Genomic DNA, 22,322 nt, shown 5'->3' with positions numbered 1-22,322 from the left:
CTTCACCGGGCGCCCGGTTCGGCCCGGCCGGGGCGGGCGTCTTTGTTTTTGTATGCTGATAGGTTAGTTGAAAGTCTGGATCGGACGATGGCCATGATGGACAGCCAGAACATTCGCATCCGCCTGAAGGCGTTCGACCACCGGGTGCTAGACCAGTCCACCCGGGAGATCGTATCGACCGCCAAGCGGACGGGCGCCCAGGTGCGCGGGCCGATCCCGCTGCCGACGCGGATCGAGAAGTTCACCGTGAACCGCTCGCCGCACATCGACAAGAAGTCTCGCGAGCAGTTCGAAATCCGCACCCACAAGCGGTTGCTGGACATCGTCGATCCGACGCCCCAAACGGTCGATGCGCTGATGAAGCTCGATCTGGCGGCCGGCGTGGACGTCGAAATCAAGCTGTGACGCCTTTGATTGAGTGAGGATGTCGGACCATGCGTTCCGGTCTTATTGCCCAGAAGGTGGGGATGACCCGCCTGTTCAACGAAGAAGGTAACCACGTGCCGGTGACGGTTCTCAAGGTTGACGCCTGCCAGGTGGTGGCGGTGCGCACGGCCGAGACCGACGGGTACACGGCGGTGCAGCTTGGGGCCGGAGTGGCCAAGGTCAAGCGCACCTCGCAGGCCATGCGTGGCCATTTTGCGAAGGCCAAGGTCGAACCCAAGCGCAAGGTGGTGGAATTCCGCGTGAGCGAGGAATGCCTTCTTGCCCCGGGTGCCGAACTGTCGGCCACCCATTTCATTGCCGGCCAGAAGGTGGACGTTTCGGGCGTCACCATCGGGCGCGGTTTCGCGGGCGCGATGAAGCGCCATAACTTCCGGGGTCTGGAAGCCAGTCACGGCGTGTCGATCAGCCACCGATCGCATGGCTCCACCGGCCAGTGCCAGGACCCGGGTCGAGTGTTCAAAGGCAAGAAGATGGCCGGGCACATGGGCGACGTGCGCGTCACCCAGCAGAGCCTGACCGTGGTTGCCACCGACGCCGATCGTGGCCTGATCCTGATTCGAGGCTCGGTCCCCGGGGCCGAGGGAGCGTGGGTTGAAGTGCGCGACGCCGTCAAGGCGAAGCGACCCGAAGGGGTTCCTCTGCCGGCGGGCCTGAAGGCCGCCGCCGAGGATGCGCCCGCGGCCGTTGACGGCGAGTAAGGAGCAAGGCGCGATGAAGTGCGAGGTGAAAACCCTGGACGGCGGCGACGCCGGGTCGGTTGAACTGTCGGAGGCCGTGTTCGGCCTGCCGGTGCGGACCGATCTGTTGCACCGCATGGTCCGCTGGCAGCTGGCCCGCCGCCAGGCTGGCACCCACAAGACCAAGGGCATCAGCGAGATTTCCGGCACCACGGCCAAGCCCTTCAAGCAAAAGGGCACGGGTAACGCCCGTCAGGGTTCCAAGCGCAGCCCGCAGTTCCGGGGCGGCGCGACCATCTTCGGGCCGGTGGTGCGTTCGCACGCCCACGACCTGCCCAAGAAGGTGCGCAAGCTGGGCCTGAAGACGGCGTTGTCGGCCAAGCTGGCGGCCGGTCAGGTGGTGATCCTGGATCAGGCCCGCAGCGAGTCGGGCAAGACCAAGGATCTGGTTGCGAAGTTCAAGGCGCTGGGCCTGTCCCGGGCGCTGTTCATCGACGGCCCGGAAGTGGACGAAAAGTTCGCGCTGGCCGCTCGCAATATTGTTGGCATCGACGTTCTCCCCCAGCAGGGGGCCAACGTCTACGACATCCTGCGCCGCGACACGCTGGTGCTGACGCTGGATGCCGTGAAGCACCTTGAGGAGCGTCTGCAATGAGCGCGGCCGAAAGCCCCGTGCCGACCGAACGGCACTACGACATCGTGCGGTCCCCGGTGATCACCGAAAAGGCGACCCTGATCGGTGAACACGGTCAGGTCATCTTCCGGGTTCCGCTCGACGCCTCCAAGCCCGAGATCAAGGCCGCCATCGAGGCCTTGTTCAAGGTCAAGGTGACGGCGGTCAATACCTTGCGCGCGAAGGGCAAGGTCAAGCGGTTCCGGGGCGTGCTCGGGCGGCGGTCGGATTCCAAGAAGGCGATCGTCACCCTGGCCGAGGGCCACTCCATCGACGTGACGACGGGGATCTGAACCCATGGCGCTCAAGACGTTTAACCCGGTCACGCCGGGCACGCGCGGCCTGGTCCTGGTGGACCGGTCCGATCTGTACAAGGGCAAGCCGGTCAAGGCCCTGACCGAGGGTCTGACCAAGTCGGGCGGCCGTAACAACCACGGCCGGGTCACGGTGTGGCAGCGCGGTGGTGGCAACAAGCGCCGCTACCGTCTGATCGACTTCAAGCGCACCAAGGTCGACATGGCGGCCACGGTCGAGCGCCTGGAATACGATCCGAACCGCACGGCGTTCATTGCCCTGATCACCTACGAAGACGGCGAGCAGGCCTACATCCTGGCGCCGCAGCGTCTCCAGGTGGGCGATTCGGTGATTTCGGCCGACCGGGCCGACATCAAGCCGGGCAACGCCATGCCGCTCAAGAACATGCCCGTTGGCACGATCATCCATAACATTGAGATGAAGCCGGGCAAGGGTGGCCAGATGGCCCGTTCGGCGGGGTGCTATGCCCAGCTGGTCGGCAAGGACGCGGGCTATGCCCAGCTTCGCCTGTCGTCGGGCGAACTGCGCCTGGTGCGCGGCGAATGCCTGGCGACCGTGGGCGCGGTGTCGAACCCGGACAACCAGAACGAAAACCTGGGCAAGGCCGGTCGTAACCGCTGGAAGGGGCGCCGTCCCCACGTTCGTGGCGTGGTCATGAACCCGGTCGATCACCCGCATGGTGGTGGCGAAGGGCGGACCTCGGGCGGCCGTCATCCGGTGACCCCGTGGGGCAAGCCGACCAAGGGCAAGCGCACGCGGTCCAACAAGAAGACGGATTCGCTGATCATGCGTTCCCGCCACCTCGCCAAGAAGAAGCGTTAAGGAGAAGCTGCCGTGGCTCGTTCCGTATGGAAAGGTCCGTTTGTAGACGGATACCTCCTCGTCAAGGCCGAAAAGGCGCGCTCCTCCGGCCGCAACGAGGTCATCAAGATCTGGTCGCGCCGGTCGACCATCATGCCGCAGTTCGTGGGCCTGACGTTCGGGGTCTACAACGGACACAAGTTCATTCCCGTTCTGGTCACCGAGCAGATGATCGGTCACAAGTTCGGTGAGTTCGCGCCCACGCGCACCTACCACGGCCACGCCGTCGATAAGAAGGCGAAGAGGAAGTAAGCCATGGGCAAGCAGGCAAATGAACGGCGGGTGGCGGAGAACGAGGCGCGGGCCGTCGCCAAGATGATCCGCACCAGCCCCTACAAGCTGAACCTGGTCGCCGAGACCATTCGGGGCATGACGGCGGACAAGGCTCTGGCGGAACTCGCGTTCTCGCGTCGGCGGGTTGCCGGCACGGTGCGCAAGACCCTGGAGTCGGCGATCGCCAACGCCGAGAACAATCACCAGCTGGACGTTGACCGGCTGGTGGTGGCCGAGGCTTACGTGGGCAAGTCCCTTGTGATGAAGCGCTGGCACGCGCGCGCCCGCGGCCGCGTGGGCAAGATTGTGAAGCCCTTCAGCAACCTGACCATCGTGGTGCGCGAGCGCGAGGAGACGGCGTAATGGGACAGAAGGTCAATCCGGTTGGCTTGCGTCTGGGCATCAACCGGACGTGGGATTCCCGGTGGTTCGCGGGGCGTGAATACGCGAAGCTGCTGCACGAAGACCTGCGCATCAAGAAGTTCTTGAAGGGCAGACTGTCGCAGGCCGGTGTGTCGCGCATCGTCATCGAGCGTCCGGCCAAGAAGGCCCGCATCACCATTCATACCGCCCGCCCGGGCGTGGTGATCGGCAAGAAGGGTCAGGACATCGAGAACCTGCGGCGCCGGCTGCAGTCGATGACCGGCAACGAGGTGCACCTGAACATCGTCGAGATCCGCAAGCCGGAACTGGACGCGCAGCTGGTGGCCGAGAACATCGCCCAGCAGCTGGAGCGCCGCGTGGCCTTCCGCCGCGCCATGAAGCGCGCCGTGCAGTCGGCGATGCGTCTGGGCGCGCAGGGCATCCGGATCAACTGCGGCGGCCGTCTGGGCGGCGCCGAAATCGCGCGCACCGAGTGGTACCGCGAGGGCCGGGTGCCGTTGCATACCTTGCGCGCCGACGTCGATTACGGCACGGCCGCGGCCCACACCACCTACGGGGTGTGCGGCGTCAAGGTCTGGGTGTTCAAGGGCGAAATCATGGAGCATGACCCGATGGCCCTGGACAAGCGCGCCCAGGAACAGGGCCGCTGAGCGAAGGGAAGGGACGACCATGCTTTCACCCAAGCGCACGAAATTCCGCAAGCAGCACAAGGGCCGTATCCACGGCCTTTCGAAGGGCGGCACCGATCTGAACTTTGGCGCCTTCGGCCTCAAGGCCCTGGAGCCGGAGCGGATCACCGCCCGTCAGCTGGAGGCGGCGCGCCGCACCATCACCCGCTACATGAAGCGTCAGGGCCGGTTGTGGATTCGCGTGTTCCCCGACGTTCCGGTGTCTCGCAAGCCTGCCGAAGTCCGTATGGGCTCGGGCAAGGGCTCGCCGGAATACTGGGTGGTTCGGATTAAACCGGGCCGCATCATGTTTGAGCTTGACGGCGTGACCGAAGATGTGGCTCGTGGCGCCTTCGAGCTGGCGGCTGCGAAGCTGCCGATCAAGACCAAGTTCGTTGCCCGTATCGGGGAGGCCTGAGCATGACCGACGCAGGAACCCTGCGGTCCAAGACCGAGACCGAGTTGAAGGACTCGGTGCTGGCCCTCAAGAAGGAGCAGTTCAACCTGCGCTTCACGAAGGCGACCGGGCAGCTGGAGAATACCGCCCGCGTGCGTGAGATCCGCCGCGAAATCGCGCGGATCAAGACCGTCTTGGCCGAACGGGCCAAGCAGGCTAGCTAACGCGCGGGAAGGGACAAGAGAATGCCTAAGCGCATCATGCAAGGGGTCGTGGTCAGCGACAAGATGGACAAGACCGTTGTGGTCAAGGTCGAACGTCGCTTCAAGCACCCGATCTACAAGAAGTTCATCAAGCGCTCGAAGAAGTTCGCGGCGCATGACGAAAACAACCAGTGCCGGATTGGCGATCTGGTGCGCATTCGTGAATGCGCCCCGATCTCCCGTCGCAAGGCCTGGGAAGTAATTTTCGACAACGCGGAATAGGACCGGCCGAACCCGTGCATCGGGGTTTGCCGGTAACCACCCGTGAGTAAAAGGACCTAATCAATGATCCAGATGCAGACGCGGCTTGACGTCGCCGACAATTCGGGCGCCCGCCAGGTCCAGTGTATTAAGGTACTGGGCGGCTCGAAGCGGATGATCGCCGACGTGGGCGACGTGATCGTCGTCTCGGTCAAGGACGCCATTCCACGCGGACGCGTGAAGAAGGGCGACGTGCACCGGGCCGTGATCGTGCGAACCGCCAAGGAGATCCGCCGCCCCGATGGGACGGCGATCCGTTTTGATCGGAATGCGGCGGTGCTGCTGAACAAGCAGAACGAACCGATCGGCACCCGTATCTTCGGACCGGTGGTGCGCGAACTGCGCGCCAAGAAGTTCATGAAGATCATTTCGCTGGCGCCGGAGGTGCTGTGATGTCCGCTGCCAAGATCAAAAAGGGCGACCGGGTCGTCGTGCTGACCGGACGGGACAAGGGGCGCAAGGGCGAGGTGCTGCGCGCTCTCCCCAAGGAGAACCGTGTCGTCGTCCAGGGCGTGAACGTCGTCAAGCGCCACACGCGTCCGTCTGCCGGGGGCGAGGGCGGCATCGTCGAGCAAGAAGCGCCGATCCACGTCTCGAACGTTGCCCACGAGGACCCCAAGGACGGCAAGCCGACCCGGGTTGGGTTCAAGAATCTGGAAGACGGTCGCAAGGTGCGCTTCGCCAAGCGGTCCGGCGAAGTCATCGACAGGTGAGGCAACGACGATGGCACGACTGAAGGATCACTATCAGACCGTCGTCAAGGCGTCCCTGATGGAGAAGTTCGGGTACCAAAATGTGATGCAGGTGCCCCGCCTGGACAAGATCGTCATCAACATGGGTGTTGGCGAGGCGTCTCAGGATCGCAAGTTGATTGAAGGTCCGGTCACGGACCTTACGGCCATTTCTGGCCAGAAGCCGGTGATTACGCGCGCACGCAAGTCGATCGCGGGCTTCAAGATCCGCGAGAACATGATTGTGGGCTGCAAGGTCACCCTGCGCCGCGAGCGGATGTATGAGTTCCTTGATCGTCTTGTGACGATTGCTCTGCCGCGTGTTCGCGACTTCCGTGGAGTCTCCGCCAAGAGCTTCGACGGACGCGGCAATTACAACATGGGCATCCGGGAACAGATCGTGTTCCCCGAAATTGACTACGATCGCGTGGACAAGGTTCGGGGCATGGACATCACGATTTGCACGACCGCCGGAACCGACGAGGAAGCGAAGGCGCTTCTCGAAGGTTTCGATATGCCCTTCATGAAGTAAGCGCGGGGAGACACCGGATATGGCAAAGACTTCCGCCGTTGAACGGAACAAGAAGCGCGAACGCATGGCCGCACGCGATGCGGCCAAGCGCGCGGCGCTGAAGAAGGTGATCAAGGATCGCACCTTGGAGCCCGAGGACCGTTTCCAGGCCGTGTTGAAGCTGGCTCAGTTGCCGCGCAACGGGGCCAAGAGTCGCGTGCACAATCGTTGCGAGATCACCGGGCGACCCCACGGCGTGTATCGCAAGTTCAAACTTGGCCGTGTGATGCTGCGCGACCTGGCCTCGCAGGGCCAGATCCCCGGCATGGTCAAGTCGAGCTGGTAAGGGGGAGGAAGAACGATGGCGTTGTCTGATCCCCTGGGCGATCTGCTCACGCGTATCCGCAATGGACAGCGGGCCCGCAAGAACTCGGTGAACGCGCCCGCCTCGAATCTGCGCGTCGGCGTCCTCGACGTGCTGCAGCGGGAAGGGTACATCCGCGGCTACGAGCGCGTCGACGTGCGCGCCGGCGTTGCCGAGCTGCGCGTGGAGCTGAAGTATCACGAAGGCGAACCGGTTATCCGCGAGATCGCCCGCGTGTCGACCCCTGGCCGGCGCGTGTACTCCAAGATCAAGGACCTGCCCAAGGTGTACAATGGCCTGGGCATTTCCATTCTGTCCACCCCGCGCGGCGTGATGAGCGACCACGAGGCCCGTCAGGCCAACGTGGGCGGCGAAGTCCTGTGCCGCGTCTTCTAAGCCAAGGGGGAGCGAGCGAATGTCACGTGTAGGGAAGTATCCCGTCGCTGTTCCCCAGGGCGTGACCGTCACCGTGGCCGATAACGTGGTCACGGCGAAGGGCAAGCTGGGTGAACTGCGCTACGAAGCCGCCGAAGAGGTGGACACCACCTTGGAAGGCGACAAGATCTGGGTCAAGCCCCGGATGGACTCGAAGCGGGCGCGGCAGATGTGGGGAACCACGCGCGCACGCATCAACAACATGATCCTGGGTGTCACCACCGGCTTCACGCGCAAGCTGGACATGGTGGGCGTGGGCTACAAGGCGGCGGTGCAGGGCAACGTGCTCAAGCTGTCGCTGGGCTTTTCCCACGACATCGAATATCCGATCCCGGCCGACCTCAAGATCGTGGCGCCCACGCCGACCTCGATCGAAGTCTCGGGGATGGATAAGCAGCGCGTCGGTCAGATCGCCTCGGAGATCCGCGGTTTCCGGCCGCCCGAGCCCTACAAGGGCAAGGGCGTCAAGTATGCCGGTGAGTGGATCCTCCGCAAGGAAGGCAAGAAGAAGTAGGGAGCCCGATCATGCAGTCCGCAAAGGAACTGTTCCAGCGCCGCCAGTCGCGCGCGCGCTATCAGATCCGCCTGAAGAGCGGCGGGCGCCCGCGTCTTTCGGTGTTCCGCTCGAACAAGCACATGTACGCCCAGATCATCGACGACGCCGCCGGCCGCACCTTGGCCGCCGCCTCGACGCTGGACAAGGACTTGCGCGCCACCGTCACGCACGGCAGCGACAAGGCCGCCGCCGCCGAGGTGGGCAAGCTGCTGGCGCAGCGCGCGCAGGCCGCCGGGATCACGGCCGTGGTCTTTGACCGCGGGGGCTACAAGTACCATGGGCGCGTGCAGGCGCTGGCGGATGCCGCCCGCGAGGCCGGGCTTTCGTTCTAGGGGATAAGGGATGGCACGCACACCCAGCAACGAACGTCGCCAGCGCGGCGCGGAGGACCGCAACCGTCAGTCGCGCGAGGAGCGCGACGACGAGTTTCAGGATAAGCTGGTCCACATCAACCGCGTGGCCAAGGTGGTCAAGGGCGGCCGGCGCTTTGCCTTCGCCGCCCTGGTCGTGGTCGGCGACGGCAAGGGCCGCGTCGGTTACGGCACCGGCAAGGCCCGCGAAGTGCCCGAGGCGATCCGCAAGGCCACCGACCAGGCGAAGCGCACCATGATCAAGGTGCCGCTGCGCGAGGGTCGCACCTTGCACCACGACATCGACGGTCACTTCGGGGCGGGTCGGGTGACCTTGCGCTCGGCTCCGGCCGGTACCGGCATCATCTCGGGCGGCCCGATGCGCGCCGTGTTCGAGACGATGGGGGTCCAGGACGTGGTCGGCAAGTGCACCGGCACGACCAACCCCTACAACATGGTCAAGGCGACCTTCGATGCCCTGGCCAACAGCCAGGCGCCTCGTCAGGTCGCCGCGCGCCGCGGCAAGAAGGTGGCCGACATCGTCGGGCGCCGGGATGGCGCGGCCGCCGTCGCGACCGCCGAGTAAGGGCGCGAAAGGAGACCGATGGCCATGGCCAACGACAAGAAGACCGTCAAGGTCACCCAGATCGGCAGCCCCATCGGGCGCCGGTCGGATCAGCGGGCCACCCTTGTGGGCCTGGGACTGAACAAGATGCACCGGACGCGCGAACTTGAGGATACTCCCGCCGTGCGCGGGATGATCGCCAAGGTGGCGCACCTGGTTCGCATCGAGGAAGCCTGAGGAAAGGGTCCGCCATGAAACTGAACGAACTGCGCGACAACCCCGGCGCGGTCAAGGGCCGCATGCGGGTGGGTCGTGGCATCGGCTCGGGCAAGGGCAAGACCGCCGGGCGTGGTGTCAAGGGTCAGAAGTCGCGCACCGGTGTGTCGATTAATGGCTTCGAAGGCGGCCAGATGCCGCTGTACCGTCGCCTGCCGAAGCGGGGCTTCACCAGCCTGGACCGGCGCAGCTTCTCGGTGATCAACCTGGACCGCCTGCAAAAGGCCGTCGAGGAAGGTCGCCTGGACGCGAGCCAGCCGATCACCGTCGATGTCCTGGTCAAGGCCGGGATGGTGCGCCGTGCCCTTGACGGGGTGCGGTTGCTGGGCAAGGGTGAGCTCACGACGGCGCTGACCCTTGAGGTCGCCGGCGCTTCCGCCACCGCCCGCGCGGCGGTGGAGAAGGCCGGAGGGACGCTGACGATTACCGGCGAGTCCGCCGGGGCGGCTCCCGCCGACGCCTAACCGACCGACGCGTCGATCCCCCGGGCCCGGGGGATCGACGACACTTGTGTCAGGGAGCACGACGGATGGCCTCCGCCGCCGAACAACTTGCCGCCAACATGAACTTTGGCGTCTTCGCCAAAGCGACGGAACTGAAGAAGCGCCTGTGGTTCACCCTGGGCGCGTTGATTGTTTATCGTCTGGGCACCTACATTCCGTTGCCCGGCATCGATCCGCAGGCGATGGCGGATATCTTCGCCCGGCAGGGCGGGGGCATTCTGGGCATGTTCGACATGTTCGCCGGTGGCGCCCTGTCGCGCATGACCATCTTCGCCATCAACATCATGCCCTACATTTCCGCCTCCATCATCATGCAGCTGATGACCTCGCTCAGTCCGAGCCTGGAAGCGCTGAAGAAGGAAGGCGACGCGGGGCGCAAGAAGATCAACCAGTACACCCGCTACCTGACGGTCGTGATCACGCTGTTGCAGGCATACGGCATTGCCGTGGGCCTGGAAAGCATGACCAGTTCCGCCGGACCGGCGGTGGCCGATCCGGGATGGTTCTTCCGCCTGACCACGGTGATCACCTTGCTGGGTGGCACCATGTTCTTGATGTGGCTGGGCGAGCAGATTACCGCGCGCGGCGTGGGCAACGGCATTTCGTTGATCATTTTCGCGGGTATCGTGGCACGACTGCCGGAAGCCTTGGCCAGCATGCTGGAACTGGGGCGCACCGGCGTGCTGAATCCGGTCGTGATCGTGGGGATTCTGACCCTGGCGGTCGCGGTGGTGGCGTTCATCGTGTTCGTTGAGCGCGCGCAGCGCCGACTCCTGATTCAGTATCCCAAACGCCAGCAGGGCAACCGGGTCTATGGGGGCGAAAGCAGTCATTTGCCCTTGAAGATCAACACGCCAGGCGTGATCCCGCCGATTTTTGCCAGCTCGTTGCTGCTGTTGCCGATGACGGTGGCGCAGTTCTCGGCCGGCTCCGGGCCGGAGTGGTTGACCTCGATCACCGCGCTTCTGGGGCACGGGCAACCGTTGTACCTGGGCCTGTACGCGGCCATGATCGCGTTTTTTGCCTTCTTCTACACGGCGGTGGTCTTCAATCCCGAGGACACGGCCGATAACCTGAAGAAGTATGGCGGGTTTATTCCGGGCATCCGTCCCGGGAAGAACACCGCCCAATACCTCGATTACGTACTCACGCGCTTGACGGCGGTGGGGGCGGTTTACCTGATCTGTATTTCGATCCTACCCGAAATTCTGATCGCCCATGCGGGTGTGCCTTTCTACTTTGGCGGCACGAGCCTGCTGATCGTGGTCACGGTGACCATGGACACGGTGGCGCAGATTCAGTCGCATCTTCTGGCCCATCAGTACGAGGGGCTGATTAAGAAGTCGAAGTTGAGAGGCAAACGCGGATGAGCGGAAAGCGCATCATTTTCATGGGCCCTCCGGGGTCCGGGAAAGGCACCCAGGCGAAGCTCCTGGAAGACCGGTATGGCCTGAAGCAGCTGTCCACCGGGGACATGCTGCGCGCGGCGGTGACGGCCGGAACGGAGCTGGGCTTGAAGGCCAAGGCGATCATGGACCAGGGCGCCCTGGTGCCCGACGAAATCATGGTCGGCATGATCGCCGAGCGAATCGAAGCTCCGGACTGCGCGAAGGGCTTCATCCTGGATGGCTTTCCGCGCACCGTTCCGCAGGCCGAGGCCCTGGGCGCCATGCTCGCGGCCAAGGGCATGAAGATCGACGCGGTCATCGAGCTTCGGGTTGAAGACCGCATTTTGTTCGATCGCATCAACAAGCGCGTGGCCGAGGCCGGGGCGGGCAATGTCCGTGCCGACGACAACGCCGAGACCCTGCGCAAGCGTTTGACGGTCTACCATGAACAGACGGCCCCGATCCTGCCGTACTACGGCGCCCGTGGGTTGCTGACCGTGGTGGACGGGACGTTGCCGATCGAGGCCGTGATGCGCGAGCTTGAGGGTATCCTCGACGCGTGCTAGGTCGCAAAGGCGGTTGACTCGGCCGGCAATGTGTCTATACTCCCGCGCCTCGGTTTCTGTTTGGAACCGGGAGGCGCGGGATATGGCTCCACCTGCGGGCGCCGTTGGTCGGGACACCCCTGATACACCGTTCTTGAACCTGAGTAGAAGAGTTAAGGAGTATGGGCCTTGGCGCGTATCGCTGGCGTTAATATCCCGTCCAACAAGCGGGTGTGCATCGCCCTGACCTACATCTATGGCATTGGCCGGACGAAGGCCGGGGAAATCTGCGAACGGGTCGGCATTGCCGAAAACCGTCGCGTGAACAATCTGTCGGACGATGAAGTCTCGCGGATTCGTGAGCTGATCGACGCCGAACACAAGGTCGAAGGTGACCTGCGGCGCGAAACGGCGATGAACATTAAGCGGATCATGGACCTGGGCTGCTATCGGGGTCTGCGTCACCGCAAGGGGCTGCCGGTTCGCGGGCAGCGGACCCACACCAACGCGCGTACCCGCAAGGGTCCCGCCAAGCCGATCGCCGGCAAGAAGAAGTAATCCTTTCGCCCGGCGCCACTCAGGTCGGGAACAGCCAGGGGTGCCCGCCGGCAAGGGGTGGGCGTCCGCCTTAGCAATACGGGACCAAGGACCGCAATGGCCAAGCCAGCTCAGAGAATGCGCAAGCGCGAGCGCAAGAACATCACCTCGGGCATTGCCCACGTGAGCGCTTCGTTCAACAACACCATGATTACCATTACCGATGTCCAGGGCAACACCATTTCCTGGTCGTCGGCCGGCTCGCAGGGCTTCAAGGGCTCGCGCAAGTCGACCCCCTACGCCGCCCAGGTCGCGGCCGAGGACGCGGGCCGCAAGGCCCAGGAACACGGCATGAAGACCCTTGAAGTCATGGTCAAGGGGCCTGGGTCGGGGCGTGAATCGGCCCTGCGCGCCCTGCAGGCCGTCGGCTTCCAGGTGAGCGCGATCAAGGACGTGACGCCGATCCCGCACAACGGGTGCCGGCCGCGCAAGCGTCGCCGCGTCTAACGGGCCTGTTCAGGGCCTCAGCCGACCCGCACCGGTCGGGACCATCCGGGTCCCGACCCCGGTCGGACCCCAACGCCCAGGGGGCCCGCCCGCCGACCCCGAAGTTCAGGAAGCCACGATGTCCTTGATCCAAAAAAACTGGCAGGAACTGATCAAGCCCCCCAAGCTCAACGTCGAGCCGGTGGGCGGATCGAAAATGATTGCCACCGTGGTCGCCGAGCCGTTGGAGCGGGGATTCGGTCTGACCTTGGGTAACGCCCTGCGTCGGGTTTTGCTGTCGTCCCTGCAGGGCGCGGCCGTTACGGCCATCCAGATCGACGGGGTGCTACACGAGTTCTCGTCGATCCCCGGTGTGCGCGAAGACGTCACCGACGTGATCTTGAACATCAAGGACCTGGCGTTGCGCATGCACGTCGAGGGTCCCCGGCGCATGACCTTGAAGGCCAGCGGCCCGGGCGAGGTCACCGCCGCCCAGATCGAGACCGGCCCCGACGTTGAAATCATGAACCCCGGCCTGGTGATCTGTCACCTGGACGAGGGCGCCACGCTGTCGATGGAATTCACCGTCGGCATGGGCAAGGGCTACGTGCCCTCGACCCAGAACCGCCCCGAGGACGCGCCGATCGGGTTCATTCCCATCGACAGCATTTTCTCGCCGGTGCGCAAGGTGTCCTACAAGGTGGACAACAGCCGCGTGGGGCAGGTCACCGACTACGACAAGCTCTCGATGGTGGTCGAAACCGATGGCTCGGTCAGCCCCGAGGACGCGGTGGCCCTGGCCGCCCGTATCTTGCAAGATCAGCTGCAGCTGTTCATCAACTTCGAGGAACCGCAGCTGACCGCCGAGGAAAAGCGCGACGACGAGCTGCCGTTCAACAAGAACCTGCTGCGCAAGGTCGACGAGCTGGAACTGTCGGTGCGTTCGGCCAACTGCCTGAAGAACGACAACATCATCTACATTGGCGATCTGGTCCAGAAGACCGAGGCCGAGATGTTGCGCACGCCGAACTTCGGGCGCAAGTCGTTGAACGAGATCAAGGAAGTTCTGGCCCAGATGGGATTGCACCTGGGCATGGAAATCGCCAACTGGCCGCCCGAGAATATCGAGGACCTGGCCAAGAAGCTGGAAGAGCATTACTGATCAAGGGATCCCTCCGGCCTTCGCGGGCCGCGAGGGGACCTGGCGGCCCGGGCCCTGGTGTCGGGGCCGCGATCGTTTCTTTTCCCGTTTTACAATCGGCCCGCATCCGGCGGGCCGTCACCGGCGCGCTTGACCTTCCCCGCGAAGGGAGGCGGCGGTGTTTCCAATCGGCTCCCCCGTGCGCGGGGGAGGACCGCAGTCATGATGAAGGAGCGCTTCGATGCGTCACCGTCTTTCCGGCCGCAAACTGAACCGGACCACCAGCGAGCGCAAGGCGCTCTTTCAGGCGCTGAGCCAGGCCCTGCTCAAGCACGAGCAGATCAAGACCACCCTGCCCAAGGCCAAGGAACTGCGTCCCCATGTCGAACACCTGATCACGCTGGGCAAGCGCGGCACCTTGCACCACCGCCGCCAGGCTTTCGCCCTGCTGCGTGACGACGTGATCGTTGCCAAGCTGTTCTCGACCCTGGCCGAGCGCTACAAGGACCGTCAGGGCGGCTACACCCGCGTGCTGAAGGCCGGCTTCCGCTACGGCGACGCCGCGCCGATGGCCATCATCGAGCTGGTGGATCGCGATATTGCCGCCAAGGGCCAGGATTCCGGCCCGGTCCTGACCGAGAACGACGAAGACTAATCACCGGAAGCCCTTGATCGGGCTAGGGTGAAACCCGAAACGTGGAAACCGCTTCTCGGGTAAGTCGACCGTCAGAACTAAAGAGCTAGAGCGCATTCCGATCAAAACCGATCAGCGAATGCGCTCTACCTTTTTGATTGTTCGCATTTTCGGACCGCCGAAACGGTGCCATTCCGGCTGAAAATGCTCTAGAGTAATCCGAGATCAGGTTGGGCCATTTCTTGGCCCAACCTGATCTCGAAGTTACTCCAAAATTTATAGAATTAGACTGAGACTGGGCCAACTTGACTCAAGTTGATCCAGTTTCAGTCCAGAGCATGGTGCCCGGATCCCCTTTGACGCACGGTGCTCCAGCGACGGAAAAAGGGCGCCTTCGCAAGGGAAGGCGCCCTTTTGTCTTGCGGGCCATGCTCGTGGGAGGGACCATTGATGCCGGCGCCCGTGACGTCGGCACCCCTGGCCGGGGAGGGAAGACGGAAAGGACGGGTACCGCTCCGTCCGTTTCACGCAGTCGCCGCTTCGACAGGGGAGACAAGCGGCGATGATCGGGGCTCCCAGGAAGACACATGGGCTGAACGATCCATGTATACTAGAGTATGCATTCTTCCCCGGTTTGTCAAGTCCGTGACATTCCTTCTGGCGTCAAAAAGGAACCGGCGATGAGCCCACGCAAGGATGACGCGCCCTCCTTGTTCGCCGCCCAAACGCCCCGGCCGCTGGCGGACCGCCTGCGCCCCGGCTCCCTTGCCGATGTGGTGGGACAAGACCATCTGGTGGGCGCCGAGGGCCCGTTGGGGCGCATGGTGGCCACGGGGCGGCTTGCGTCCATCATTCTGTGGGGGCCGCCGGGGTGCGGCAAGACGACGGTGGCGCGTTTGCTGGCCGATGCCTGCGGGTTTGCGTTCGAGCCGCTCTCGGCCGTGTTTTCGGGGGTCGCGGACCTGCGCCGGGTGTTCGCGGCCGCCGCCGACCGCCGCGCCCAGGGGCGCCAGACCTTGTTGTTCGTGGACGAAATCCACCGCTTCAACCGTGCCCAGCAAGATGGCTTCCTGCCCTATGTCGAGGATGGCACGGTGGTGTTGGTGGGGGCGACGACCGAGAACCCCTCGTTTGAACTGAACGCGGCCTTGCTGTCGCGCTGCCAGGTGCTGGTCTTGCGCCGGCTGGATGACGCGGCCCTGGAGACCCTGCTGGCCCGCGCCGAGGCCGAACGCGGCGCCCCGCTCCCCCTGGCCCCGGCGGCGCGGGTGATGATGAAGGCCATGGCCGATGGCGACGGCCGGTTCTTGCTCAATCTGGTCGAGGCGCTGGCCGACCTGCCGCCCGACCCACTGCTGGCGCCCGAGGCGCTGGCGCGGCTGGTCCAGCACCGCGCCCCCCAATACGACAAGGACCGCGAGGGCCACTACAACCTGATCAGCGCGGTGCATAAGTCATTGCGAGCCTCGGACGCGGACGCGGCGTTGTACTGGGTCGCGCGCATGCTGGCGGGGGGCGAGGATCCGGCCTACCTGCTGCGCCGGCTCACCCGCTTCGCGGTCGAGGACATCGGGCTGGCCGACCCCGACGCCCTGCGCCACGCCATCGCCGCCTGGGAAGCGTATGACCGTTTGGGATCGCCCGAGGGCGACCTGGCGATTGCCAACCTCGTGCTGTATCTGGGGACCGCGCCCAAATCGAACGCGGCCTATGCCGCGCTGAAGGCGGCGCAGCGGGCGGCGCGCGAAACGGGATCGCTGATGCCGCCGGCCCATATCCTGAACGCCCCCACCCGCCTGATGAAGGACCTGGGGTATGGGGCCGGGTATGCCTATGACCACGACGCCCCGGACGCCTTCAGCGGCCAGGACTGCTTTCCCGAGGGCATGGGGCGCCGACGCTTTTACGATCCGCCCGAACGCGGGTTCGAGCGCGAGATCCGCCGCCGCCTGGCGTGGTGGGATCGGTTACGGCGCGAGCGGGCGGCGGCCCGGCCGCGCGAGGAGAAGGAACGGGATGCTTAGGTCTTTTCTGGCCGTCGCCCTGGGCGGCGCCGTGGGCGCGATGGCGCGCTACGGGGTTTCGGTGCTCACGGTGCGGGTGATCGGGCACGGCTTTCCGCTGGCCACGATGATTGTGAACGTGGTCGGCAGTTTCGTGATGGGGGCGCTGATCGAAGCCCTGGCCCTGCGCTGGACCGTGCCCCCCGAGGTGCGTCTGTTCCTGATCGCGGGGTTCCTGGGGGCGTTCACCACGTTTTCCACCTTTACCCTGGACGTGGTGGCGTTGGCGGATCGGGGGCAGGTCGTGGCCTCGACGCTGTACCTGGGTTTAAGCGTGGCGTTGGGTTTGGGCGCCCTGGTGGCCGGCATGGCCCTGGGCCGGATGGCTTTTCAAGGGAGTTAAGGCATGGGCGTGCAAATCCTGACCGTTCCGGAGGACGGTGCCGGCCAGCGGCTGGACCGCTGGCTGCGTCAGCAGGTCCCCGGAGTGACGCAAGGGCGCCTGGAAAAATGGCTGCGCACCGGGCAGATGCGGGTGGATGGCCACCGCGCGACCAGCAGCCAGCGCCTGGAGGCCGGCCAGACGGTGCGGGTGCCGCCTTTGGGCCCGGTCGAGGACCAGCCCGCGCCGGCCCCAACCCGTTCCGTCGCCCGCGATCCCCGGCGCGAGGCCCAGGACCGCAAGGCCCTGGAAGCCGCGATCTTGCACCAGGATGACCACCTGATCGTGCTCAACAAGGAGCCGGGCCTGGCGGTGCAAGGCGGCACGGGCATGACGCGCCATCTGGACGACATGCTCAAGGTTCTGGCGCACAAGGGGGAGGTGCCCCGGCTGGTGCACCGGCTGGACAAGGACACCAGTGGCGTGCTGGTGCTGGCGCGCACCCAGGCGGCGGCCCGTTTCCTGACCGCCGCTTTTCGCGGGCGCGAAACCCTGAAGGTGTACTGGGCCCTGGTGGTGGGCTGCCCGGCCCTGGAGCAGGGCACCATCCGGGCCGCCCTGGCCAAGGAGGCCCGCGCCGGTGGCGAGCGCATGGCGGTGAACGAGGACGACGGCCGCCCGGCGATCACCGATTACCGGGTCATCGACCAGGCCCGGGGCGCGTGCGCCTGGGTGGAACTGCGCCCGCGCACCGGCCGCACCCATCAGCTTCGGGTGCATTGCCTGGAAATGGGGACTCCGATCCTGGGCGATGGCAAGTACGCGGGCCAGGGCGCCCAGTTGCCGGGCTTGACCGTCGAGCGGCGCTTGCACCTGCATGCCCGGGCCCTGGCGATTCCCCATCCCAAGGGCGGCGTGGTGCGGGTGATCGCGCCGCCGCCGCCGCATTTTGCCCAGTCCCTTTCCCTGCTGGGTTTTGCCCTGGCCGATGCCGGCGATCCCTTCAGCGGGTGGGAGGCGGCGGACGGACGGCGGGCTTGAGCCCCGGAAGGCGGGAAGGAAAGACTCGCGGCCGGAGGGAGATGGCGGCGCCGGAAAAACCGCGCCGCTCGCCCGGGTCCCCCGTTCGACGAGGTCAACCCGCCTGATCGGACTGGAAGGCAAGGGGGAGGCACGCTTCCCCCTTTTTTGCATCGGCGTTTCATATTTTCTTTTCGGGCGGCTTTGCCCTTGTCGTTGATCGGGGCAGGGGGGACATAAAATAAGGACGACGGGGACGGCCACGGACGGCGCGTCCACAGGCCGGAGATTTGTCGAATGCCCACCATCACCGGACAAAATTCGATCGATTCCTTGCTTTACAGCGCCTATGCCCGGTGGAACGTGGCAAGCGATTTTGGCACCGCCACCACCGTGACCTTTTCCTTCGCCACCTCGGTCCCCAGTGGCGCGGACGCGCAGGACGCGGTGGGGTTCGCGCCCTTGACCGACGCCCAGAAAACAGCCGCCCGGGCGGCGCTGCAAACCTGGGCGGCGGTGGCCGGGCTGACCTTTCAGGAAGTCGCGTCCGAGGGGCAGATCGTTTTTTCGACCAATGCCCAGGGGAGTACCTCGGCCGCCTATGCCTACTACGCGGGTCTGACCGACACGGCGGGTGATGTGTACCTGAACAACCAGGACAGCACCAACACCACCGGACTGGACACCGGCGGCTATGGGTTTCTTACCCTGGTGCACGAAATCGGCCATGCCCTGGGCCTGAAGCATCCAGGCAACTACGATGCGGCCGAGGGCACCGCGTCCGGGCCGTATTTGCCGGAAAGCGAAGATAATTATGTGTATAGCGTGATGTCGTACAACGATGCCGCGGATCTTGTCCGGTATCCCGCCGAGCCCATGTTGTACGACATCGCGGCGATTCAGTATCTGTATGGCGCCAACACGACAACGAATCCGGGAACCACGATCTACACCCTCGATCCCGGGCGGATTCAGGCCGTTTGGGACGCGGGCGGGCTTGATGTGATCGACGCCCAGGCCCAGACGGCGGCCGTCTCCCTCAGCTTGCAGGCCGGGACCTTCACGACCGTGGGCGGGGCCCGGGTGCTGGCCATCGCCGAAAACGTGACCATCGAGCAGGCCCTGGGGGGCGCGGGCGACGATACCCTGACCGGCAACGGTGAAGCGAATTACCTGGCGGGCGGAGCGGGCAACGACACCTTCGTGGCCGGCCCCGGCGACGTGATCGACGGCGGCTCGGGCACCGACGTGGTGATCCTGAGCGCGGCCGGCGCGGCGGTTTCGGTGTCGGGGGTGGAGGGCATCAGCGGATCAGGCGGCGCCGATACCGTGGCCCTGCTGGCCAACGAACGTGTCTGGCTCGCGGGCGTGGAAACCTTCAGTGCGCCGGGGGCCGCCTGGGTCGATCTGGCCGACGGGGGCACGATCGCCACCCTGTCGGGGGTTTCCACCCTGATCGGCGGCGCGGGGGCTGATGCCATCACCTTGTCGGCCGGGGGGGATACCCTGATCGTCGCGGCGGTGGAAACCCTGATCGGCGGCGCGGGGGCCGACGTGGTGACCCTGGGCGCCCGAGGCGGCGCCCTGACCGTGGCCGGGGTCGAAACCGTGATCGGGGGCGCGGGCGCCGACTGGATCACCCTGGGCAACGAAGGCGCCGTGGTGACCCTGGGCGGTGTTGAAACCCTGGTGGGTGGCAGCGGCGCCGATTGGGTGAACCTGGATGGCGCCGGCTCGACCACCATCCTGGCCGCGATCGAAACCCTGATTGGCAGCGCGGGGGCCGACCGGATCACCCTGGGGGACCGGGGCAACTCGGTGATCCTGGCCGCGATCGAAACCCTGGTTGGCGGAGCCGGGGGCGACTGGGTCACCCTGGGCGCGCGGGGCAACGCCATGGTCCTGTCGGGGGTGGAAACCCTGGTGGGCGGCGCGGGGGCCGACTGGATCACCCTGGGAGACCGGGGCAACTCGGTGATCTTGGCCGCGATCGAAACCCTGGTTGGCGGGGCCGGGGGCGACTGGGTCACTTTGGGCGCGCGCGGCAACACCATGATCCTGGCCGGCCTCGAAACCCTGATCGGCGGGAGCGGCACCGACGTGATCACCCTGGGGGCGCGGGGCAACACCGTGATCCTGGCCGGGATTGAAACCCTGGCCGGCGGCGCGGGCGCGGATTGGATCACCCTGGGCGACCGGGGCAACACCATGATGGTGTCGGGGATTGAAACCCTGGTGGGCGGCGCGGGGCAGGACGCGCTGACCCTGGGCGAGGCCGGCACCACGGCGGTGGTGGCCGGCATCGAGTCGCTGACCGGCGGATCGGGGAGCGACCGCATCACCCTGGGCGCGCGCGGTGGCGCCTTGAGCGTGCAGGGCGTGGAGGTTGTCATCCTGGGCAAGGGCACGGATATCCTTTCCGTGGCCAGCGCCGAAACGACGGGCGTTCAGGTGGTGATGCGCGATCTCGACGGGGGCAGCGGGGCAGGCTCGGCCAACGGGGCCGACAGCCTGTCGGGCCTGGTGGCGGGGCGCGATCACGTCTTGCTGGGGGGCGACCTGAAAGCCATGGTCGACCGCGATGGCAACGGCGTCTTGAGCCTGATGTCCCAAGGCACGGGACCGGTTTCCCTGGCCGACGCCGAGGTGATCGAATGGACCGCCACCCTTTCCACCCTGAACGACGACGGCTTCGCGGCCTTTCGCGCGGCGTTGGGGGCGGTGAGTGGGGGGACCCGCGCGCTGGTGGTGGCCGGGACCGGCCAGGAAAGCGGCCTGTTCCTGATCGACCGCGCCACGACGGCCGCCGGCACCCTGGAGGCCTCCGACATCCGCCTGCTGGCCACCAGTCAGAACGGCACGGCCAGTCTCGCCGCCCTGGTGGGGCTGGAGTAGGGGGGCGGGGCGCACGGATGGGTTGCCGGGTGCCTCCGCCCTTTGGCCTTTGTTAAGGCCTTCGTGGTTTCCTTCGATCGTGAAGGACAACCGCCGTCTTGGCCTGGCGGGACGGGCCCCGTGGGGCGACCGCTCCATGCCCTCCCCCGGGCGCCCGCGCGACACGGCGAAAGGAGGACTAGCCATGAAACGCGAGGCGTTGCGACGCGAACCGGTCAGACGCGCCGCGTTGCGCTGCACGGCCCTCGGCCTGGTGCTGGCCAGCGGGCTGTGCGCCTGCGCCCCCCAGGATGGCCCGGCCCAGGCGATCCGGGACGACGCCACCTTGCTCAGTTCGGACGTGCCGGCCGCCGACCTGGCCCTGGCCGCCCTGGCCAAGGGGGAATATCCCCGGGCCGAGCGCTTCGTGACCCGGGCGCTGCAAGCCAACGATCGCGACCCTTACGCCTTGCTGGCGGCCGGGTTGCTCTATCAGAACACCAACCGCCCGGCCGACGCGGCCCGGGTGTACCAGACCCTGCTGGCGCTGCGCCCGGCCGAGGAAGCGGCGGTGGGCTCGTGGTTCCGGCTGCAAAAACGCCCGATCACGGAAATCGCCAGCGGCAACCTGGAAATCCTCAACATGCTGCCCGCCACCGCCCAGGCCGCGAACGGGGCCCGGGGCGAGCAGATGGCTTCCGTGCGCCCGCCCGCGCCGGCCGCCGACGCCTCTGCCACGCCCGCTTCGGCCGCCGGGCCGGGGCCCCGGGCGCTGGTGCCCGGTTCCCCGGCTCCCGAGCCGTCGCCCGCCCCCGTCCCCCGGGTGGGGGGGGCTGGCGGCGCGGCGATGCCGGTGGTGCCTCCCGCCTCGGCCCCGGTGGTGCAATCGGCCTCGGCGGCCATGGGGGCGCCGATGGCGGCCCTGCCCGGGGCTCCCCCCGCCTCGGCCCTGTCTCCCCAGGCGACGACGGCGGTCATGGGGCGCTTTTTGGGGCTTAACCGGCTGCTGACCGATGGCCTGATCACCCAGGAAGACTACGCCCAGCGGCGCGAGGCCAACCTGGGCGCCCTGCTGCCCCTGACCCACAAGCCGCCGGCCCCGGGCCTGACCCGCCCGGCCCCGGCCCCCGACGAGGTCGAGGGGCGCCTGGTCGCGCTGCGCGAAACCTTGCAGCAAGGCGCGATGACGCCCGAGCAACATGGGGCCGAACGGGCGGCGATCCTGGAAGCCCTGCTGCCCGCCAACCCCGGCGACCACATGATGATCATGGTGCCGCCCCGGACCATGGAAGACGGCTCGGCCGCCGTGAACCGGGTGCGGGCCTTGCGTGCCGCCGGCCTGATCAGCGAGGCCGAAATGGCCGCCGAGGTTGGCGCCATCGAACGCTCGGTGCGCTCCAGCCTGCCCGGGGGCGCCAGCCGGGCCTCGGCCAGCACCGGCCACGCCGGCGCCCGGGCCAACGGCGCCCATTTGGCTTCGTACCACAACGAGGCGTCGGCCCGCGAAGCCTGGGCCGAGATGAGCCGCCGCTACCCGGCCTTGCGCGGGCAGTCGCCGCACTATGCCCATGTCAACGCGGGCGCCAAGGGTCCTGTCGTGCGCTTGCTGGTGGGCCCCCTCGCCAGCCCGGCGGCGGTCGATCAGCTGTGCGCCTCGCTCAAGCGCGCCGGCCAGTACTGCGCGCCCACCACGCTGTAGGAACAAAAACGAGGGCAGCCCGGGGAGCCGTGTTTCCCCCGGGCGGCGTTCGGGGGGAAGGAGTTCCTTCCCCTGTGTCGCTTGGCAGGCGCCGTTATACCAA

Annotated in this window: 32 protein-coding genes; all 32 read left to right on the top strand. The window is 66.2% G+C overall.

Annotated features, from left to right (window positions below; genetic code table 11):
- Window positions 1-96: 96 nt before the first annotated feature.
- Window positions 97-405 carry a 30S ribosomal protein S10 gene (gene rpsJ / locus ROR02_RS11800; RefSeq protein WP_147164232.1) on the top strand — a complete coding sequence of 103 codons (309 nt, stop codon included), beginning with the start codon at window positions 97-99 and terminating at the stop codon, window positions 403-405.
- Between the two features lie 29 nt (window positions 406-434).
- Window positions 435-1,145: a 50S ribosomal protein L3 gene (rplC, locus tag ROR02_RS11795; protein ID WP_147164231.1), complete on the top strand. Its 711-nt coding sequence runs from the start codon at window positions 435-437 to the stop codon at window positions 1,143-1,145.
- Between the two features lie 13 nt (window positions 1,146-1,158).
- Entirely contained in the window at window positions 1,159-1,779 is a 621-nt protein-coding gene (gene rplD / locus ROR02_RS11790; protein WP_147164230.1) for a 50S ribosomal protein L4, read from the top strand.
- A complete protein-coding gene (locus ROR02_RS11785; RefSeq protein ID WP_147164229.1) occupies window positions 1,776-2,090 on the top strand; it encodes a 50S ribosomal protein L23 in 315 nt (104 codons plus the stop codon). The genes rplD and ROR02_RS11785 overlap by 4 nt, the downstream gene beginning before the upstream one ends.
- A gap of 4 nt (window positions 2,091-2,094) precedes the next feature.
- Complete coding sequence (gene rplB / locus ROR02_RS11780) at window positions 2,095-2,934, top strand: 50S ribosomal protein L2 (RefSeq protein WP_147164228.1); 840 nt, start codon at window positions 2,095-2,097, stop codon at window positions 2,932-2,934.
- A 12-nt stretch (window positions 2,935-2,946) separates the two neighbouring features.
- The gene (gene rpsS / locus ROR02_RS11775; RefSeq protein WP_147164227.1) at window positions 2,947-3,225 is read left to right on the top strand and encodes a 30S ribosomal protein S19; all 279 of its coding nucleotides are present in this window, start codon (window positions 2,947-2,949) and stop codon (window positions 3,223-3,225) included.
- A gap of 3 nt (window positions 3,226-3,228) precedes the next feature.
- On the top strand, window positions 3,229-3,609 hold the full coding sequence (rplV, locus tag ROR02_RS11770) for a 50S ribosomal protein L22 (protein WP_147164226.1): 381 nt from the start codon (window positions 3,229-3,231) through the stop codon (window positions 3,607-3,609).
- Window positions 3,609-4,280, top strand: a complete 672-nt coding sequence (gene rpsC / locus ROR02_RS11765; RefSeq protein WP_147164225.1) for a 30S ribosomal protein S3 — start codon at window positions 3,609-3,611, stop codon at window positions 4,278-4,280. The genes rplV and rpsC overlap by 1 nt, the downstream gene beginning before the upstream one ends.
- 19 nt (window positions 4,281-4,299) lie before the next feature.
- Entirely contained in the window at window positions 4,300-4,716 is a 417-nt protein-coding gene (gene rplP / locus ROR02_RS11760; protein ID WP_147164224.1) for a 50S ribosomal protein L16, read from the top strand.
- Between the two features lie 2 nt (window positions 4,717-4,718).
- Window positions 4,719-4,919, top strand: coding sequence for a 50S ribosomal protein L29 (gene rpmC, locus ROR02_RS11755; RefSeq protein WP_147164223.1), 201 nt, complete (start codon window positions 4,719-4,721; stop codon window positions 4,917-4,919).
- A gap of 21 nt (window positions 4,920-4,940) precedes the next feature.
- Window positions 4,941-5,180 (top strand): 30S ribosomal protein S17, encoded by a 240-nt coding sequence (gene rpsQ / locus ROR02_RS11750; protein ID WP_147164222.1) that lies wholly within the window; start codon window positions 4,941-4,943, stop codon window positions 5,178-5,180.
- A 63-nt stretch (window positions 5,181-5,243) separates the two neighbouring features.
- Window positions 5,244-5,612, top strand: a complete 369-nt coding sequence (gene rplN / locus ROR02_RS11745) for a 50S ribosomal protein L14 (RefSeq protein ID WP_147164221.1) — start codon at window positions 5,244-5,246, stop codon at window positions 5,610-5,612.
- Window positions 5,612-5,932 (top strand): 50S ribosomal protein L24, encoded by a 321-nt coding sequence (rplX, locus tag ROR02_RS11740; RefSeq protein ID WP_147164220.1) that lies wholly within the window; start codon window positions 5,612-5,614, stop codon window positions 5,930-5,932. The genes rplN and rplX overlap by 1 nt, the downstream gene beginning before the upstream one ends.
- 10 nt (window positions 5,933-5,942) lie before the next feature.
- Complete coding sequence (gene rplE, locus ROR02_RS11735; RefSeq protein WP_147164219.1) at window positions 5,943-6,482, top strand: 50S ribosomal protein L5; 540 nt, start codon at window positions 5,943-5,945, stop codon at window positions 6,480-6,482.
- A 19-nt stretch (window positions 6,483-6,501) separates the two neighbouring features.
- On the top strand, window positions 6,502-6,807 hold the full coding sequence (gene rpsN, locus ROR02_RS11730) for a 30S ribosomal protein S14 (protein ID WP_147164218.1): 306 nt from the start codon (window positions 6,502-6,504) through the stop codon (window positions 6,805-6,807).
- Window positions 6,808-6,822: 15 nt separating this feature from the next.
- Window positions 6,823-7,221 carry a 30S ribosomal protein S8 gene (gene rpsH, locus ROR02_RS11725; protein WP_147164217.1) on the top strand — a complete coding sequence of 133 codons (399 nt, stop codon included), beginning with the start codon at window positions 6,823-6,825 and terminating at the stop codon, window positions 7,219-7,221.
- 19 nt (window positions 7,222-7,240) lie between these two features.
- Window positions 7,241-7,774: a 50S ribosomal protein L6 gene (gene rplF, locus ROR02_RS11720; RefSeq protein WP_147164216.1), complete on the top strand. Its 534-nt coding sequence runs from the start codon at window positions 7,241-7,243 to the stop codon at window positions 7,772-7,774.
- Window positions 7,775-7,785: 11 nt separating this feature from the next.
- Window positions 7,786-8,148 (top strand): 50S ribosomal protein L18, encoded by a 363-nt coding sequence (gene rplR, locus ROR02_RS11715; RefSeq protein ID WP_147164215.1) that lies wholly within the window; start codon window positions 7,786-7,788, stop codon window positions 8,146-8,148.
- Between the two features lie 10 nt (window positions 8,149-8,158).
- Window positions 8,159-8,752: a 30S ribosomal protein S5 gene (rpsE, locus tag ROR02_RS11710; RefSeq protein WP_147164214.1), complete on the top strand. Its 594-nt coding sequence runs from the start codon at window positions 8,159-8,161 to the stop codon at window positions 8,750-8,752.
- 24 nt (window positions 8,753-8,776) lie between these two features.
- Window positions 8,777-8,968 carry a 50S ribosomal protein L30 gene (gene rpmD, locus ROR02_RS11705; protein WP_147164213.1) on the top strand — a complete coding sequence of 64 codons (192 nt, stop codon included), beginning with the start codon at window positions 8,777-8,779 and terminating at the stop codon, window positions 8,966-8,968.
- A 14-nt stretch (window positions 8,969-8,982) separates the two neighbouring features.
- Entirely contained in the window at window positions 8,983-9,471 is a 489-nt protein-coding gene (gene rplO / locus ROR02_RS11700) for a 50S ribosomal protein L15 (RefSeq protein WP_147164212.1), read from the top strand.
- 65 nt (window positions 9,472-9,536) lie between these two features.
- Window positions 9,537-10,880: a preprotein translocase subunit SecY gene (secY, locus tag ROR02_RS11695; RefSeq protein WP_147164211.1), complete on the top strand. Its 1,344-nt coding sequence runs from the start codon at window positions 9,537-9,539 to the stop codon at window positions 10,878-10,880.
- Window positions 10,877-11,464: an adenylate kinase gene (locus tag ROR02_RS11690; protein ID WP_147164210.1), complete on the top strand. Its 588-nt coding sequence runs from the start codon at window positions 10,877-10,879 to the stop codon at window positions 11,462-11,464. Before secY ends, ROR02_RS11690 begins: the two co-directional genes overlap by 4 nt.
- Before the next feature lie 168 nt (window positions 11,465-11,632).
- Window positions 11,633-12,001 carry a 30S ribosomal protein S13 gene (rpsM, locus tag ROR02_RS11685; RefSeq protein ID WP_147164209.1) on the top strand — a complete coding sequence of 123 codons (369 nt, stop codon included), beginning with the start codon at window positions 11,633-11,635 and terminating at the stop codon, window positions 11,999-12,001.
- Between the two features lie 96 nt (window positions 12,002-12,097).
- The gene (rpsK, locus tag ROR02_RS11680) at window positions 12,098-12,487 is read left to right on the top strand and encodes a 30S ribosomal protein S11 (protein WP_147164208.1); all 390 of its coding nucleotides are present in this window, start codon (window positions 12,098-12,100) and stop codon (window positions 12,485-12,487) included.
- A gap of 124 nt (window positions 12,488-12,611) precedes the next feature.
- Window positions 12,612-13,628 carry a DNA-directed RNA polymerase subunit alpha gene (locus tag ROR02_RS11675; RefSeq protein WP_170245088.1) on the top strand — a complete coding sequence of 339 codons (1,017 nt, stop codon included), beginning with the start codon at window positions 12,612-12,614 and terminating at the stop codon, window positions 13,626-13,628.
- Window positions 13,629-13,848: 220 nt separating this feature from the next.
- Window positions 13,849-14,262 (top strand): 50S ribosomal protein L17, encoded by a 414-nt coding sequence (gene rplQ, locus ROR02_RS11670; protein ID WP_147164206.1) that lies wholly within the window; start codon window positions 13,849-13,851, stop codon window positions 14,260-14,262.
- Window positions 14,263-14,921: 659 nt separating this feature from the next.
- Window positions 14,922-16,265, top strand: a complete 1,344-nt coding sequence (locus ROR02_RS11665) for a replication-associated recombination protein A (RefSeq protein WP_147164205.1) — start codon at window positions 14,922-14,924, stop codon at window positions 16,263-16,265.
- A complete protein-coding gene (gene crcB, locus ROR02_RS11660; RefSeq protein ID WP_147164204.1) occupies window positions 16,258-16,647 on the top strand; it encodes a fluoride efflux transporter CrcB in 390 nt (129 codons plus the stop codon). Before ROR02_RS11665 ends, crcB begins: the two co-directional genes overlap by 8 nt.
- Window positions 16,648-16,650: 3 nt before the next feature.
- On the top strand, window positions 16,651-17,667 hold the full coding sequence (locus tag ROR02_RS11655) for an RluA family pseudouridine synthase (protein WP_147164203.1): 1,017 nt from the start codon (window positions 16,651-16,653) through the stop codon (window positions 17,665-17,667).
- Window positions 17,668-17,943: 276 nt separating this feature from the next.
- Entirely contained in the window at window positions 17,944-20,541 is a 2,598-nt protein-coding gene (locus tag ROR02_RS11650) for a M10 family metallopeptidase C-terminal domain-containing protein (protein WP_147164202.1), read from the top strand.
- A gap of 184 nt (window positions 20,542-20,725) precedes the next feature.
- Window positions 20,726-22,219 (top strand): SPOR domain-containing protein, encoded by a 1,494-nt coding sequence (locus ROR02_RS11645; RefSeq protein ID WP_147164201.1) that lies wholly within the window; start codon window positions 20,726-20,728, stop codon window positions 22,217-22,219.
- Window positions 22,220-22,322 lie beyond the last annotated feature (103 nt).

This window comes from Pararhodospirillum oryzae (genome assembly GCF_007992075.1).
Lineage (GTDB): Bacteria > Pseudomonadota > Alphaproteobacteria > Rhodospirillales > Rhodospirillaceae > Pararhodospirillum > Pararhodospirillum oryzae.
This window is presented reverse-complemented; position numbering and strand designations above follow the sequence as displayed.